We start from the raw sequence: 16366 nt of genomic DNA, 5'->3' as shown, positions 1-16366 counted from the left end.
TTAGGATGACGCAGTTTTATGCCACCTGTAAACCAGACTACTGATCCGCAGTTGACCACTGATCACGACGGAATAAGATACGGGCACTTACTGGCGGAGTTATCTATGAGTTGGCAAGACCGTTTTGCGTCTGCTCTTCAGCAAAGAAAAGAGACACACCTGTTGCGCCAACGGCAGACGCTGCAATCTCCGCAAAGCACACACGTGACATGTGGAAGTTCTCAATTGCTGAACTTCTGCAGCAACGACTATCTTGGCCTGGCCAATACTGGCGGCGAAGACCTCGCCCGCGCTGCTCAGGAATGGCAATTTGGCAGTGGCGCGTCCCACCTCGTTTGCGGCCACACGCGTGCTCATCATGATCTCGAAGACGCACTTGCGGAGTTTTCTGGTTACCCAAGAGCCTTACTCTTCTCCACAGGTTATATGGCCAACGTTGGTGTCATCAGTGCGCTGGCTCAGCGGGGTGACCTGATACTGCAGGACAAACTGAACCACGCCTCGCTGCTCGACGGCGCTCAGCTCAGTCGCGCTAAAATGACCCGCTACCGCCACTGCGACTATCAACAACTTAACGAGCTACTTGAAGACGCTACCGGTGATTGTCTGGTCGTCAGTGACAGTATTTTCAGCATGGATGGTGATCTCGCAGACGTTGCCAGACTTGCGGCACTCAGCCAACAGCACAATGCGTTATTGATGATTGATGATGCGCACGGTATTGGTGTTCTTGGGCAGCATGGTCAGGGAGTCAGAGAGCACTTCAACCTCTCACAGGATGCCCTGCCAGTGTACATTGGCACTCTGGGTAAGGCGTTAGGAGGATACGGAGCCTTTGTCGCCGGCAGTGAAGAGCTCATTGAGTATCTGATTCAGTTCTCGCGCTCCTATATTTACACCACAGCAATGCCACCAGCCGTTGCTCAGGCCATGCTCGGGAATCTTGAGCGGGCGAAAGACAACAAGCTGCGCGAGGCGCTGACCAACCGTATCGAGCAGTTCCGCAGTGGCGCCAAAGCAAGGGGACTGCCATTGATGGCCTCAGAAAGTCCGGTGCAGCCAATGCTGACTGGTGCCAGCGACAGGGCTCTGCGCATCAGTGACCGACTTGAAAATCAGGGCATCTGGATCTCCGCCATACGGCCACCTACCGTTCCGCAGGGAGAAGCCCGCCTGCGTGTTACCCTGACCGCCGCGCATACAGCCGAGGATATCGAGACTCTGCTCACGGCCCTTGAATCAGCATTTGCAGGTGATGAGTCATGACACCGCTCTGGCAAAAGCTCCAGTCTACTCAAGGCAGCGACCTGAACTGGCTGTGGCTCCCCGGCTGGAGCTTCCGCGCCGATGTTTTCGCGCCCTTCTTTGACTCACTGCCCGGGCATCACTGGGGAGCCGACTACCTCAGTAATGATTGCAGCTTCGAAGCTGCAGCAACACAACTTGCGGCGACCGCACCCGATACAGACAGCCCCGAAGGCTCATCTGCCATCTGGATTGGCTGGTCATTGGGCGGCGCACTTGCTGCCGCAGCCTGCGCTGGCACAGCAGATACCAGAAGTCAGTTCCTTGTCACTCTGGCAACAGGCCAGCGCTTTCTTTCCGATAAGACAGGCAGTGGTATGCCGAGAGAGGGCTTTGAAGCATTTTCTCAGTCTTTAACATCGAACGCAGAGACAACACTGAAACGCTTCACCGGCTTGTGTGCGCAGGGCAGCTCTGAAGCACGTTCCCTGATCAAGCAGTTAAAGAGCAGCCAACACCTCGCACAGAGCGAGCTTAACCGCACACTTGAATGGCTAAGGTACGAAGTTCTTCCCCCCTCACCCCGCAGCCTGCATTTGTACGGTCACGCAGACGCGCTGAAGCCTTCTCAGATGCCCCCTGTTGAACTCAGCCCGGGAGAGAGCCATGCCTTCTTTCTTACAACAGAAGGCAAGCATCACTTACTGGAAAGGCTGCATCAGCTGGCAGAGCAGCTACAGCATGAATCAGCCAAACCAGAGGAAATGCCATGACGCGCCGCGATAAACGTCAGGTCGCGCAGCATTTCAGTCGTGCCGCTCAGAGTTATGATCACGCCGCCAGCATTCAGCAGCGCGCTGTCACGGCGTTGCTCAATCAACTGCCCACACTGTCAGGACACTGGCTCGATATCGGTTGTGGTACCGGCGTCGCCCTGCCGCACCTGCGCTTAAAAGGTGCCAATCGGGTTACTGGAATCGATCTCGCCGAAGGCATGCTAGAAGCCGCCGCCAATCACGCAGATCCTCAGACTGACCTGTTGCTCGCCGATGCAGACGAACTTCCTCTACCCGACTGCTCGGCAGACGGCCTGATCTCCAGCCTGATGCTGCAATGGAGCGAAGTTCCGGAAAAAACACTTAAAGAATGGCGGCGAGTACTGAAACCGGGGAGCCGTATTGCCATAGCGACCTTGCTCCCGGGCACTCAGAAAGAGCTACAGCAGGCCTGGAGAGCAATTGATGATCGCCCTCATGTGAATGAATTCGAAGCACACAAACGTCTGAACCATGCGTTAATGCAAGCTGGTTTCACAGATATTGTGTTTAAGCAGGACTGCCTGACCGAGTACTACGATTCCGTGCCTGACCTGCTACGCAGCCTGAAAGCCATTGGCGCCACCAATGTGAACGCAGGCCGCCGGGCTGGCCTGGGCGGCCGCGCAGCCATTGAGGCACTGAGCAGGCACTATCCGACTACGCAACACATGGGGCAAACCGCTTATCCACTGAGCTACGAAGTGCTCTGGATCTATGCAGTGGCCCACCCAGAACACCCTACAGAGCCGAAACCATGAAGCGCTACTTCCTGACAGGTACCGATACAGACGCAGGTAAAACACTGATCAGCGCAGCACTCCTGCAGCGAGCTGTTCTCGACGGGCACACCAGCTTCGGGCTGAAGCCAATTGCTTCAGGCTCCGACCAGACAGACAACGGGCTCAGAAATCGGGATGCGCTTCTTCATCAGAAATACTCGTCAGGTAACCTCGCGTATGAGGTCCACAACCCGATCACGCTGGAGCCAGCCATTGCGCCTCATATTGCTGCAAAAGAAGCGGGCCTGAGCCTGACTTGCCGCTCACTGATCGCAGCGTGCGAGAACGGCTTAACACAGACCGCCGAACTGCAACTGATTGAAGGCGCAGGAGGCTGGCTAGTTCCTCTTAATGACACCGAGACATTGGCCGACTTTGCTGCCAGCCAGAACCTGCCGGTGATACTGGTCATTGGTCTTAAGCTAGGCTGCATCAATCACGCCTGCCTGACCGTTGAGGCGATTCGCCAGTGCGGATTAACGATTGCAGGATGGGTCGCTAATTCCATAGATCCTGATATGGAAGCCCAGCAGGAAAATCTGCGCTATCTGACACAGTGGTTCCACCAGCGCGGTATACAGCACCTGGGAACCGTGCCCCACATCCGAGACGTTGATCCTTTCGATGCAAACTCACTGAAACAGGTCTCGGACCGTCTGCACTGGCCGGATTGACCAGTTACAGTGACGAAGTTACGGCAGCTTGCTATAGTTTCAGGATATCAAAGAGACAATCGACAGAGATTTCATGGAAACGCCGCTCAGTAAAAGACTGCAGCATTTCATCCCGTTCGACGAATGGTCCGAAGACATCATCGAAGAACTGACACCTTACTTTCGCGAGCACACGCTTCCCGCGAGAAAAATCCTGTTTAAACGCGGCCAGTCTGACGACGAATGTCACTTCCTGCTCAGCGGCGGTATCGACCTGGCCGACGATGATTTCAATATCAATGGCATAGATGCCGACAGCGATGAAAACTTCATGGCATTGGACAACACACACGTCGTGCATCGCTACACCGGCATTACCCGAACGCCATGCCAGCTGGTATCCGTAAAACGCACGTATCTTGAGCTGATCTCAACCTGGTCAGAGTTTCGGCAATCCGAAAGTCTTAGCCAGCACGACGAAGAAAGTGACTGGCTGGAAAGACTGATCACCTCAGATCTTTTTACCCGGATTCCACCGGCGAATATCCAGAAACTGCTATCGCGCTTCGAAGAGTTGCCCGCCTCTCTCGGTGATGTCGTTATTCGCGAAGGTGAAATCGGCGAGCATTGCTATGTCATCAAAACGGGGGGAGCACTGGTCACGCGACAAGCAGAACAGGATGAAGAGACTCTTGCCGCACTGGGCCCCGGCGATCTGTTCGGCGAGGATGCACTGGTCAGTGAATTACCGCGCAACGCCTGCGTGACCATGACGTCGTCCGGAACGCTGGCGCGGCTGTCGAAAGAAGATTTCGATCCACTGCTCAAAAAGCCCGTACTGAGTTATATCCGTGAGAGTGAACTCGAGACCTTAATTGACGAGGCCGATACCGGTGTCATCATCCTCGATGTAAGGCATACACAGGAAGCAACCGCAGCACCTGTGTTGCGTGCTCGGAATGTCCCTCTGTCTAAGCTTCGGGAAACACTGAAGTCGCTGGAGCGTGATTTTATCTACGTAACAACAGGTGGTGGGCGCGCTGAAGCAGCAGCGTACATACTCTCAGAAGCTGGATTCGACGCTCGCGTACTGGCATGAGGGGCCGACACTCAGCGAAGTCACTCTGGGCGCGACGTCGATTCTGGCTGGCGCTCACTTTGTCGCTGGGGCTGCACCTTATCCTTCTACCAGACCTTGGATTGGAAACAGACGAAAAAACCACCCGGGTTATACTCGCTACCTTGAGAACGGAAGTCCCTGAACGCGCAAACAAAAATGAGCAACGTGGTGAGCTATCGACGCCCAGTCAGCCCATATCGACACCTCCAGAACCTGCGCCTGCCGAAACGCCAGAACCTGCCAGAGAACCAGAAACTGCCACAGAGCCTCTGGCCACCCAAAAGCCTGTGAAGGCTCAGACACCCGCTAGACCAGACACAATCACCACAACGGCCAGATCTGCAATTACTCAACGGCCTGATACTCCGGCACAGATCCCCTCGGTGGAGTCTTCGCCAGCACCAGACACAAAAGAGCCAGACTTAGCAGAACCTGACTCAACAGAAACGGGCTCTCAAACGCAGATCATAAAACAACCTACTGACAACATCGCCCCATCAACAGCCTCTACTGAAGCCCGGTTCGCCGGCGACGACCAACGCTTCAGCGATCCGGTCGAGCAGAAGTACTATGAACGCCTTATGGCCCACCTGAACCAGAAATTGCCAGCACACCCAGCAGGTATCCAGGGAGACGTCCGCTTACAGGTCACTATTAAGTATGGAGCCGTTATCACCGCCGTTGATGTCATTGTCAGCAGTGGTGATCCAACAACCGATGAGTGGGCCCGCCGCGCAATTCTGGCCACCAGCCCAGTTCCCGCCGTGCCTTCAGACCTGCCACAGCCTTACCTGTTCCGCCCCACCCTGCGTCTGACCGACTGAACCACGACGTATAAGCGTTGTACAGGATTAGAGCGCGCCGCTACAATCAAGCGCTCTCACCGCTTCATATAAAGGAAACACCGTGTTCGATAGTGGCATCATTGCGTTTGCGTTTATTGGTCTGATTTCGTTCGCCAGTCAGTGGTTAGCCTGGCGCGTAAAGTTACCAGCGATTCTGTTTCTACTGGCCTCCGGTTTACTGATTGGGCCTGTGACTCAACAGTTCAATCCAGACGCACTCTTCGGGGACCTGCTGTTTCCGCTGATATCTCTGGCGGTCGCGATCATTCTCTTTGAAGGCAGTCTCACCCTCGACCTGAAAGAAATACGCTCACAAAAAGGCGTCGTACAGCGGTTGATTACCGTAGGTGCGGGGATCACCTGGGCGGTCGTCGCCATCGCGACCCATTACCTGTTCGGACTGAGCTGGGAGCTCAGTATCCTCTTTGGTGCCCTCACCGTAGTCACCGGCCCGACCGTCATCGTGCCTATGCTTCGCACCGTTCGCCCAAACGCAGACGTTGGTAACATTCTGCGCTGGGAAGGCATCCTGATCGACCCGCTTGGTGCACTGCTTGTGGTCGTCGTATACGAATTCATCGTGGCTCAGGGTCAGGCTCAGGGGGCTTTAAGCGGCATGCTCGCCTTTGTTGAAATCATCGCGTCCGGCACGGTGCTCGGTCTCGCCGCGGGTTGGATTCTCGGCTTTATCCTGAAACGCCGCTGGGTTCCTGAATACCTCGAGAACATGGCCACCCTCTCTATGGTATTTGTGAGTTTCAGCGTCGCCAATATGCTTGCACACGAGTCGGGCCTGCTTGCGGTCACGTTGATGGGGATGTGGCTGGCAAACCAGAAGGACATCCGCATCAGTGAGATTCTGAACTTTAAGGAGCACCTGACGGTTCTGCTTATTTCCGGGCTTTTCATTATTCTGGCCGCACGCCTGACGCTGGATGACCTGATCGCGCTGGGCTGGATGCCCTTCGCACTCCTCGCCGTTATGCAGTTCGTCGCGAGACCTTTGTCTGTGTGGGTTTCAGCCATCGGCAGTACACTCAGCTGGCAAGAGAAATCTCTGCTGTCCTGGATTGCTCCACGAGGTATTGTTGCTGCTGCCGTTTCCGCTCTCTTCGCCATCAAGCTTGAGCAGTCCGGGGAGGCAGAAGCCGCGGTACTCGTCCCACTTACTTTCTCTGTTATTTTTGGCACCGTCGTGCTCCAGAGTGCTACTTCACGCATGATGGCGCGCTGGCTGGGTGTGGCGGAACCACCGCCAAATGGCTTCCTGATTGTCGGCGCAAATACCATCGCACGCACCATCGCACTTGAGCTTAGAAAGAATCAAGTGGATGTACTTCTAACAGATTCAAATTGGGACAACATCCGTGCGGCACGCATGGATGGGTTGCGTACTTTTTACGGTAACCCAGTCTCTGAATACGCGGAGCAGCGCCTCGATCTGGTCGGTTTAGGTAAGCTTCTGGGGCTATCCCCGGAGCGCAGTATTAACACAGTCGCAGGGATGCGGTTTGGCAATGAGTTCGGCCAGCACAACATTTATGCACTGCGCACATCGGTCGATGCGCGACTGTCCGAAATGCATATCGATGGTGAAGAGCACCGTGGCCAGTATCTGTTCAGCAAAGACCTGACGTACAGCAAATTTTCCAGCATGTTGGCGCAGGGGGCCGAGCTGCATTCCACCCGACTGAGCAGCGAATTTACCTGGAATGATTTTCAACAGCAAAACGGCAAAGATGCCATTCCTCTATTCGCAATCACACCAGAAGGCAAGGTTTTAACAAGCAAAATTGGTAGTAATTTTGAGCCTAAAAATGGCTGGAAAGTGATCAGTCTCTTCACACCGGCACTGGTTGCTGCCAATGATCAAGGGGCTTCACGCACGACTTAATCACTCTTGCCAGAGGGGCCACATCATGCCCCGGCCTGAAATGCCAAGCACAGCCATTATGGGCCCAATATCAACATTGGCGCATTTTTACCATCAATTATAAATCTAAATGCTTACTGACAAGGATATTGGTAAGCCGCGTCCTTTCTGACCTCAACGCCATGAGAAGTTATATTACGCCACTTTTGCACGCCTATGTTGCGTAAAATGACATTGTGCCTTGAGGCACCTGCGCGCACTCTGGCGCTACTCACCACTAATAACAAAGTAGTAGATAATCTCCAGATGTATTCGTTAAAACCGCACGCAGAGACTCTACAGACCCTGCGCAGGTTGATGCCTCAGAAGGAATTGCGTAAGTCAGCCCCAAAACTCTCTGCTGCTGGAGAAGGACTCCAGAGCAGTACACCCGCCCTTCTTCAGGTTCTCAAGACTCTGAGTGACAGCGAGCTCTCATCAAAGCTGCCCGAAGTTTACCTTGAGTACGGTCAGATCATGGCGATGCAGAACCAGGTCACCGCCGGCAACCTGTTAGAACTGTTCCAGTCAATGTGTGCTCAGATCAGTACTACAGAGCGACCGTTCGACCTCCACATTCTTGATGATGGCCAGGTCAGTCACTGCGAGTTCTTCTGGAAGCAGGACCCAACTCGGGTTCCTTCTCCTGAACTTTCAGAGCTGTTGCTTGCCTTCGGTTATACGGTTGGTAGCAACCTGCTCCAGGGGCTCACGGATCAGCTTTCCGTATTTCTGCCGTACTCAGAGCCGGAACATATCGAAGAGTACGCCAAATATGCACCAATGAAGGTTACCTTTGGCGCGCCGTACTTTGCTGTTCGCTTACCTTCACAGTTTCTGACCCAGGCGTTGATTATCCGTACAGCTAATTTTCAACCACAGGGCGTATTGCGTCCGGCGCACCTGATCGCTCAGAAAGCATCCAACCTGCTTCGCAGTGATCTTGCCAACCCGCCGACGCTGAATGAGTTGTCACAGAAACTCGGACTGACTGAACGAACCTGCAAACGTCGCCTCCAGGAGGCAGGAACCCATTATCAGCAGCTCCTTGCTGACATGCGCCTGGTGCAGGCCAGTTTCTGGCTCAGCCGTCGCATGTACAACGTCAGCCAGGTTGCTGAATTGCTGGGCTATTCAAGCGTTGCCAACTTCTCTAAGGCCTACAAAAAGTGGTGCGGCTTCTCGCCTACCCATGCCAAGCAGGGTATGCCTGTTCCGGATAATCGCACCAACGCCAGCTGATACCTCCCCGGATTACGGCGCTCCCGTGCCGTAATCGCATTTTTGTGTGAACCACGCCTCTTAAAGCGCTATAATTGCCGCCTTTTCGTTGACCTCTGTCGTCAACCGAACTCAGGACGTTGAGCGTCCAAACGTATCAGGATCTGACATGGGTAAAAAAACCCCTTTGTATGATTGCCATCTAGAGGCTGGCGGCAAAATCGTAGACTTCGGCGGCTGGGATATGCCCATCCACTACGGCTCCCAGATTCAGGAGCACAACGCAGTGCGCGAAGCCGCTGGCATGTTCGACGTTTCGCACATGACAATCGTCGACGTTCGCGGGCCCGACGCCAAAGCCTATCTGCAGAAGCTGCTCGCCAACGATGTCGACAAACTGAAAGAAACCGGCAAAGCACTCTATACCGGCATGCTGAACAACGACGGCGGTGTGATCGACGACCTGATCGTATATCGCATGGACGGATGGTTTCGCACCGTCGTCAATTGTGCCACCCGTGAGAAAGATCTCGAGTGGATGACGGCCCATACCAAAGGCTTTGATATCAGCCTCACCGAACGCCCTGAAATGGCGATGGTCGCTGTTCAGGGGCCTGAGGCACTGGGCATGGTTCAGAAGGTACGTCCGGAAGCCGCCGAGCTTATCGATGGTCTCAAGATCTTCCAGGGTCTGCCACAGCACGGCTGGTTTTATGCCCGCACAGGTTACACCGGCGAAGACGGCCTTGAGATTATGATCCCGAAAGAAGACGCCGCCGATTTCTGGCAGCAGTTGAGTGAAGCTGGCGTCCAACCCTGCGGCCTGGGTGCCCGCGACACCCTCCGCCTTGAAGCGGGGATGAACCTGTACGGCAACGATATGGATGAATCTGTGAGCCCACTGATTGCCGGTATGGGCTGGACCGTTGCCTGGGAACCTGCCGGTCGCGACTTTATTGGTCGGGCTGCACTGGAAGCTGAAAAAGCAGCCGGTATTGCCATGAAACAGGTGGGTCTGGTTCTGGAAACCCGTGGCGTGATGCGTTCTCACCAGAAAGTCGTCGTGGAAGGCGCCGGTGAAGGTGAAGTTACTTCCGGCACTTTTTCGCCAACCTTACAGTATTCCATTGCAATTGCGCGGGTACCGGCAGCAACCGGCGACACCGCTCAGGTAGACCTGCGTGGCAAATTGACGGACGTTCGTGTGATCAAGCTCCCGTTCGTGCGCAACGGCCAAAAACAATTTTGAGATAAATCGTAAATTTTTAACTGGAGAAACCCCATGAGCAACATCCCTGCAGATCTGAAATACGTTGCCTCCCACGAATGGATCCGCCTTGAGAGCGATGGCACAGTCACTGTTGGTATCACCGACTTTGCTCAGGATCAGCTGGGCGATGTCGTCTTCGTAGAGCTGCCTGAAGTAGACAGCGAAGTTACCGCAGATCAGGACATTGCCGTGGTTGAGTCAGTAAAGGCTGCGTCGGACATCTACGCTCCTCTGGCCGGTAAAATCATCGCTGTGAACGACGATCTTGCTGACGCTCCGGAAAAAGTAAACGAAGACCCATACGGCGACGCCTGGTTCTTCAAAATGGAGCTGGCGGATGCTGCAGATCTGGACAAGCTTCTTGATGCGGACGGTTACGCTGCAGCGTGTGAGTAATACGTTACTCTGACCCCGCTTAAAACAACGCAGAGGCCTCCTCTGCGTTGTCGTTTTACCTTCTTATATAGCGTGGGCACTAGCCCATATAGCCGATACTTTTACATTCAGGTTCAATCATGAGTACTCCTTCTCTCAGACAACTGGAACAGCGCGATAATTTTGTCAGTCGCCATATTGCCTCGGACGGTGCAGGCTATGACCTGCGTGAAGAGGCAGACATGCTGGCTGCCGTTGGTGCCGACTCTCTTGAGTCACTAACCAGCGAAATTGTCCCCGCTGACATTCTGCGCGATGCATTCCTGTCCTTCGGAGAAGCCACCCCCGAAGCCGAGGCTCTGGCCCGCCTGAAGTCTGTCGCTGCACAGAATAAAGTATTCAAAAGCTATATCGGACTTGGTTATCACGATGTGATCATGCCTCCGGTCATCCTGCGCAATGTCCTGGAAAACCCGGGCTGGTACACGGCTTACACTCCGTATCAGCCAGAAATCGCTCAAGGTCGCCTGGAAGCACTGCTTAACTTCCAGCAGATGATCATCGACTTCACCGGCATGGAACTGGCAAACGCCTCTCTTCTTGACGAGGGCACCGCCGCCGCTGAAGCCATGGCGATGGCAAAGCGCTCGGTTCGCAAGAACAAATCAAACACCTTCTATGTTGATGAGCTGTGTCTGCCACAAACCATCGACGTTGTCCGTACTCGCGCAGAAGCCTTCGGTTGGGACATCATCGTCGGCCCTGCAGAGAAAGCGGCAGACCATGACGTCTTCGGTGCTCTGTTCCAGTACCCGGGGCGTCAGGGGGAAATCACTGATTTCACGAATGTCATCAGTGCCCTGCATGAAAAGAACGCTCTGGCCGCGGTTGCCAGCGACCTGATGGCGCTCATCAAGATCAAAGCGCCGGGTGAAATGGGTGCAGACATCGTCCTGGGCAACGCTCAGCACTTTGGTGTTCCTATGGGCTTTGGTGGCCCACATGCGGCTTTCTTTGCAACCCGCGATGCCTACAAGCGCTCTATTCCAGGCCGTATTATCGGTGTATCTATCGACGCTCAGGGCAATCAGGCGCTGCGCATGGCGCTGCAAACCCGTGAGCAGCACATCCGCCGTGAAAAGGCGAACTCCAACATCTGTACTGCACAGGTGCTGCTCGCAAACCTCAGCTCATTTTATGCGGTGTATCACGGCCCGACAGGCCTCAAAACCATCGCCAATCGCATCCACCGTCTGACCGATATTCTGGCCGCAGGCCTGAAGAGCAAAAACGTCGAACTTCTCAACACTACCTGGTTCGATACCCTGACGATCAAGGTCGGCAACCGAGAAGACGTTCTGAAGCGCGCAGCGGACCGGGAAGTTAATCTCCGTGATGATAAAGCACTCGGTTTGGGTAAGGACACCCTGGGTGTGACACTGGGAGAAAAGACCACGGCAAGCGATGTCGCCGAACTCTTTGATATTTTCCTCGGCGCTGACCACGGACTTGATGTGTACGACCTGGACGAGGTCGTAGTCAAGGCTGGCTCAGACAGCGTACCCGCAGGTCTGCAGCGTCTGACCGCCTTCCTGGAACACCCGACCTTCAATAAGTACCACACCGAGCACGAGATGCTGCGTTATATGAAGCGTCTCGAAAGCAAAGACCTGGCGATGAATCATTCCATGATTACGCTCGGCTCCTGCACCATGAAGCTGAATGCCACCACCGAGATGATCCCGGTGACCTGGCCTGAGTTCTCGAATATCCACCCCTTCGCACCGAAAGACCAGACTCCGGGTTACGAGCAACTGGTTTCTGAACTGGATGGCTATCTGCGTGATATCACCGGCTTCGATGCTATCTGTATGCAGCCTAACTCAGGTGCACAGGGCGAATACGCGGGCCTGCTGGCGATTAAGAAGTACCACGAGAGTCGTGGCGAAGGTCACCGTAATGTGTGTTTGATCCCACGTTCGGCACACGGTACTAACCCGGCATCGGCACAGATGGCGTCGATGCGGGTTGTCGTCACTGAGTGTGATGAGCAGGGTAACGTAGATTTCGACGATCTGAAGAAGAAGGCAGAAGAGCTGTCTGATCAGCTGTCGTGTCTGATGCTGACCTACCCTTCGACACATGGCGTGTACGAGAAAGGCGTGAAAGAAATCTGCGACCTGATCCACCAGCACGGCGGTCAGGTGTATATGGACGGCGCTAACCTGAATGCTCAGGTGGGTGTGACTCAGCCGGCCTTTATTGGTGCGGACGTATCTCATATGAACCTGCACAAAACCTTCGCGATTCCACACGGTGGTGGCGGTCCGGGCATGGGCCCGATTGGTGTCGCTGCGCACCTGGCACCTTTCGTTGCCAACCACACTGTACGCCCTATTGACGACGCATCTAAAGGCAACGGTGCAGTCTCTGCAGCACCGTATGGCTCTGCCAGTATTCTCACCATCAGCTGGATGTACATCACTCTGATGGGCAGTGCCGGTCTGCGTACTGCCACCCAGAATGCTTTGCTCAAGGCCAACTATCTGGCGAAGCGCCTTTCTGCGCACTACCCGATCCTGTACTCAGGCCTGAACGGTCGTGTTGCCCACGAGTGTATCGTTGACCTGCGCCCGATTAAGGCAGAAACCGGCATCACTGAAGTGGATATCGCCAAGCGTCTGATGGATTACGGCTTCCACGCACCGACCATGTCGTTCCCGGTAGCGGGTACCTTTATGATCGAACCGACCGAGTCTGAAAGCAAAGCCGAAATCGATCGCTTCGCTGACGCTATGATCGCAATCAAAGCTGAAATTGATGCCGTGCAGAACGGCGTTCTGGATGCCGAGAACAACCCGCTGAAGAACGCACCACATACCGCGGCAGTCGTGACCGGAGAGTGGGAGCGCCCTTATTCACGCGAGCTCGCTGCTTTCCCTGTGAAGGAGCTCGGTGCTCATAAGTTCTGGCCAACGGTAGGCCGTATCGATGATGTCTACGGTGACCGTAACCTGATCTGCTCTTGCCCTGCGATTGAGAACTACGAAGACTGAGTTCCGGTGACCCGTCCTGACATAAAAAAGCCCGCGTACGCGGGCTTTTTTATTATCCAGAGTGATTATCTACAGCAACCGACAGATGGCGCCGTTTCATAGAGAACGGGCGGGAACTGTGCTTCTCCAACCAATCACCCAACTTGTCTGATTCAATAGGATGAGCAAAGAAATACCCCTGTATCTCTTCGCCACCCAGTGACAGAACTTTATCGAGGTCATGGCGATTCTCAACACCCTCGACAATAACCGACAGTTTCAAACCATGCGCCAGCGAGACAATACTCGAAAAGAGCCCTTCACCACCGTTGCTAAGATCAGCCACGAAGGACTGATCAATCTTCAGAGTATCCAGCGGGAAATCGCGCAGGTAGCTGATGGACGAGTAACCCGTGCCGAAATCATCGATTGATATACGCACCCCCAGATTACGCAGCGTACTCAGTACCTGACGAATCTGCAGTACATCGCCCGCGAACACAGACTCGGTCAACTCCAGCTCCAGTCGACTGGCAGGCATACTGACGGCCGCAAGCGTAGAGACAACGTCATCCACAAAGTCGGGCTGACGCAGCTGCATGACAGAGATATTCACAGCTACGCGTAAATCCGACTCAGGCACCTCTTTCATAAGCGTCTGGCAGGCTTTACGCAGGATCATACGCCCCATCGCTGGCATCAGTCCGGATTCTTCCGCGAGAGGAATAAAGGTGCCAGGACTGATGGCAACGTTACGGACATTATCGTGCCAACGCGCCAGAGCTTCGAAACCGGTCAGGCTGCCATTTTCTACGGATACGAAGGGCTGCATAGCAATTTCGATCTCATCGTTATCAATGGCGTAGCCAAGGGCCTGCACCAGCTGCAATCGCTCGGATGCTTCATGGCCCCACTTGTCATCGTAAACTGATACGCCCGTTTTACGTGATTTCGCACGGTAGACAGCAATATCGGCGTGTTCAAGGAGCTGCTCTGCACTGGTTCCGTGCTCAGGGCAAAGCGCAATACCGACACTGGCTCCGAGAGACACCGGGCCACTATCAAGATCTATAGGCTTACGAAGTTCAGCGACCAGCTGAGTAGCGAACTCTTCAACCTGAACTTCAGAGACATCACGACGCTCTAGAATCACGAATTCATCGCCTCCCCAGCGTGCGCAGATCACCTGGTCACCACACGCATTCGCAATACGGGCAGCAATCACACGCAGTACGTGATCCCCCGCTAAATGGCCAAGGCCGTCATTCACTTCTTTAAAACGGTCGAGGTCGAGCAGGTAGACAGCAAAACCGGCTTGTTCATCGCTCTGTTCTTTCAGCGCTTCACTCGCTTTACGCGAGAAGTAATAGCGGTTCCCCAAGCCTGTCAGCATGTCATGCGTGGCCTGATAATTCAGCTCTTGAGTTCGCTCTTCAATCTGTTGCTCGAGGTTTACATTGGCTGCCGTCAGGCGTTCCCGGGCATCCGTCAGATCGTTATTCAGCTCTGCCATTTCGCGAGAGCGGAATTCCGTCAGGCGCTGAAGCAGACGGCCTTTCTGTGAATGAAGAGCGGATCTGTGAATGTTTTCAACAATGATCAGTAAGCTGGTAGATGCCAGCATCCCCAGCGACACCATGGACCAGACTTCTTCACCTGAGAACAGGATTAATACCGGCGGTACCATACACATAGCGCTGTTGAGGTACAGTAGCAGACGGTCGCTGGTAATGCCGATCGTGCTTACCACGGCAATAACGATGAACATGCCACTGACTACACCAAGGCTGAAGCCGCTCATAATATCGTGGAACAGAATCAGCAGGCTGTACCAGGCGAGTTGATTCAGAACTACGCCGGCACCAAAGAGCAAACGCCAGTCCCGGATACGCAGCCTTTCCGGGTTTTCAACATGCGCCAGGAATCCGGCAGTCCGCAACGTCTGTACCGACAGATAGCCCAGTAACCAGCACCAGAGCAGGCTTTCGTATGCTTCAGCCCTTAGGGTAATGACCATGAAGAAGGCGGCAACCGACTGCATCATTACCGCAGGGGTGCTGTTAGCATGGAGAGAAAATACGAGGCGCTTGCGAAAGCCCTCCTCTGACATGTCGGGCTCCTGATCAGGAGCGCCATCGACTTCGTTTTTCTTGAGTGCGAGCATGTCCTTACGATGAAGCCAGCAGAAAGTCCCCACATCCATGAACAACAACATTACACCACACAGGCCGAAGGCTATGACAGAGTCATCATTCAGTAAGGTCAGCTGGATAGCCAAAGGCAACAGGTTGAGAGCGAGCAGCCCCATGCCGATTATGGGAAACAGGGCGAACGGCAGGCAATGCGCATACACAACGACAATAAAAATAGAGACGGCAATAAGGCGGGTATCAGCATCCAGCTCAGGCAGGATGACCATGCCCACGATACTCCAGAGCGTAACCATAGCGATGGACATGTAGAGCAGGTTGCGCCTCGCAGTTGTTGGGCGCCTCTTCTCTTCTGGCGTACGAATATAACGGTAGGCGTAGGTTGCAGGCACCAGGTAGAAAGTCAGTAAGGCAGATACTATATCCCAGTGGGGCCAACCCGTACGGAGAGCAACCATGGCCAAAGCGGCTATGCTGAAGCCCAATGCAACAAAAGCTCCTGCAATCGCTCTCTTCATCAGCGAAAGAGTTCTCTCGTCTGCGTACTCTTCAGTAGCCCGCAAATTCTTTGGGAAAAAGTTCGACATCAACATGCTGTTGCGCACCAAAACGTATTTTTATTATTTGCAGTGCCTTCCCTGAGCGCGGATGCGAGCCCAATGAATCAGAGCCACATCTGACAACACTTATTCTAAACAAGTGTACACCAGAAAATGTGACCCTATTAACGTTTGTTCGTTTTTTAATTGATCTTTACTCAGCAAGCGGCGTCTGGCTGACATTGCTGTCAGTAAATCTCTCCTTCTCTCCGAATCCTGATCTGAAATTTTCAATCGAAGCTTCGTTGTTACAAATCATTCGCACTTTTACTCCTAAAAAACTTGCGTTTGATAGTAATTCGTATTTATACTGGCATCAGTTTCTTAACAACAACTCAGGTGAG

General features: G+C 54.0%; 12 protein-coding genes. 11 read left to right on the top strand and 1 reads right to left on the bottom strand.

The window, feature by feature from the left end; all coding sequences use genetic code 11:
• The first annotated feature begins 105 nt into the window (after positions 1–105).
• The 11 genes from bioF to gcvP all read left to right on the top strand — a co-directional run bounded on the left by bioF (position 106) and on the right by gcvP (position 13294).
• Positions 106–1266, top strand: coding sequence for an 8-amino-7-oxononanoate synthase (gene bioF, locus AC5E51_RS00545; protein ID WP_491777941.1), 1161 nt, complete (start codon positions 106–108; stop codon positions 1264–1266).
• The gene (locus AC5E51_RS00540) at positions 1263–2018 is read left to right on the top strand and encodes an alpha/beta fold hydrolase (protein ID WP_491777940.1); all 756 of its coding nucleotides are present in this window, start codon (positions 1263–1265) and stop codon (positions 2016–2018) included. Before bioF ends, AC5E51_RS00540 begins: the two co-directional genes overlap by 4 nt.
• The gene (locus AC5E51_RS00535) at positions 2015–2821 is read left to right on the top strand and encodes a methyltransferase domain-containing protein (protein WP_491777939.1); all 807 of its coding nucleotides are present in this window, start codon (positions 2015–2017) and stop codon (positions 2819–2821) included. Before AC5E51_RS00540 ends, AC5E51_RS00535 begins: the two co-directional genes overlap by 4 nt.
• The gene (gene bioD, locus AC5E51_RS00530) at positions 2818–3516 is read left to right on the top strand and encodes a dethiobiotin synthase (RefSeq protein WP_491777938.1); all 699 of its coding nucleotides are present in this window, start codon (positions 2818–2820) and stop codon (positions 3514–3516) included. The genes AC5E51_RS00535 and bioD overlap by 4 nt, the downstream gene beginning before the upstream one ends.
• A gap of 73 nt (positions 3517–3589) precedes the next feature.
• Positions 3590–4594, top strand: a complete 1005-nt coding sequence (locus tag AC5E51_RS00525) for a cyclic nucleotide-binding domain-containing protein (RefSeq protein ID WP_491777937.1) — start codon at positions 3590–3592, stop codon at positions 4592–4594.
• Positions 4591–5439 carry an energy transducer TonB family protein gene (locus tag AC5E51_RS00520; RefSeq protein ID WP_491777936.1) on the top strand — a complete coding sequence of 283 codons (849 nt, stop codon included), beginning with the start codon at positions 4591–4593 and terminating at the stop codon, positions 5437–5439. Before AC5E51_RS00525 ends, AC5E51_RS00520 begins: the two co-directional genes overlap by 4 nt.
• Positions 5440–5521: 82 nt before the next feature.
• On the top strand, positions 5522–7354 hold the full coding sequence (locus AC5E51_RS00515; protein ID WP_491777935.1) for a cation:proton antiporter: 1833 nt from the start codon (positions 5522–5524) through the stop codon (positions 7352–7354).
• Between the two features lie 195 nt (positions 7355–7549).
• On the top strand, positions 7550–8614 hold the full coding sequence (locus AC5E51_RS00510) for a helix-turn-helix transcriptional regulator (RefSeq protein ID WP_491777934.1): 1065 nt from the start codon (positions 7550–7552) through the stop codon (positions 8612–8614).
• 148 nt (positions 8615–8762) lie between these two features.
• The gene (gene gcvT, locus AC5E51_RS00505; protein ID WP_068435268.1) at positions 8763–9842 is read left to right on the top strand and encodes a glycine cleavage system aminomethyltransferase GcvT; all 1080 of its coding nucleotides are present in this window, start codon (positions 8763–8765) and stop codon (positions 9840–9842) included.
• Positions 9843–9875: 33 nt separating this feature from the next.
• The gene (gene gcvH / locus AC5E51_RS00500) at positions 9876–10259 is read left to right on the top strand and encodes a glycine cleavage system protein GcvH (protein ID WP_068435266.1); all 384 of its coding nucleotides are present in this window, start codon (positions 9876–9878) and stop codon (positions 10257–10259) included.
• 119 nt (positions 10260–10378) lie between these two features.
• On the top strand, positions 10379–13294 hold the full coding sequence (gene gcvP / locus AC5E51_RS00495) for an aminomethyl-transferring glycine dehydrogenase (RefSeq protein ID WP_491777933.1): 2916 nt from the start codon (positions 10379–10381) through the stop codon (positions 13292–13294).
• Between the two features lie 52 nt (positions 13295–13346).
• On the opposite strand, the gene AC5E51_RS00490 is transcribed toward gcvP, so the two are convergent.
• Positions 13347–15941, bottom strand: coding sequence for a putative bifunctional diguanylate cyclase/phosphodiesterase (locus tag AC5E51_RS00490; protein WP_491777932.1), 2595 nt, complete (start codon positions 15939–15941; stop codon positions 13347–13349).
• Positions 15942–16366: the final 425 nt, after the last annotated feature.

Source organism: Thalassolituus sp. (assembly GCF_984348125.1).
The sequence above is the reverse complement of the archived record's forward strand: the minus strand, read 5'-3'. Positions and strand labels throughout refer to the sequence as shown.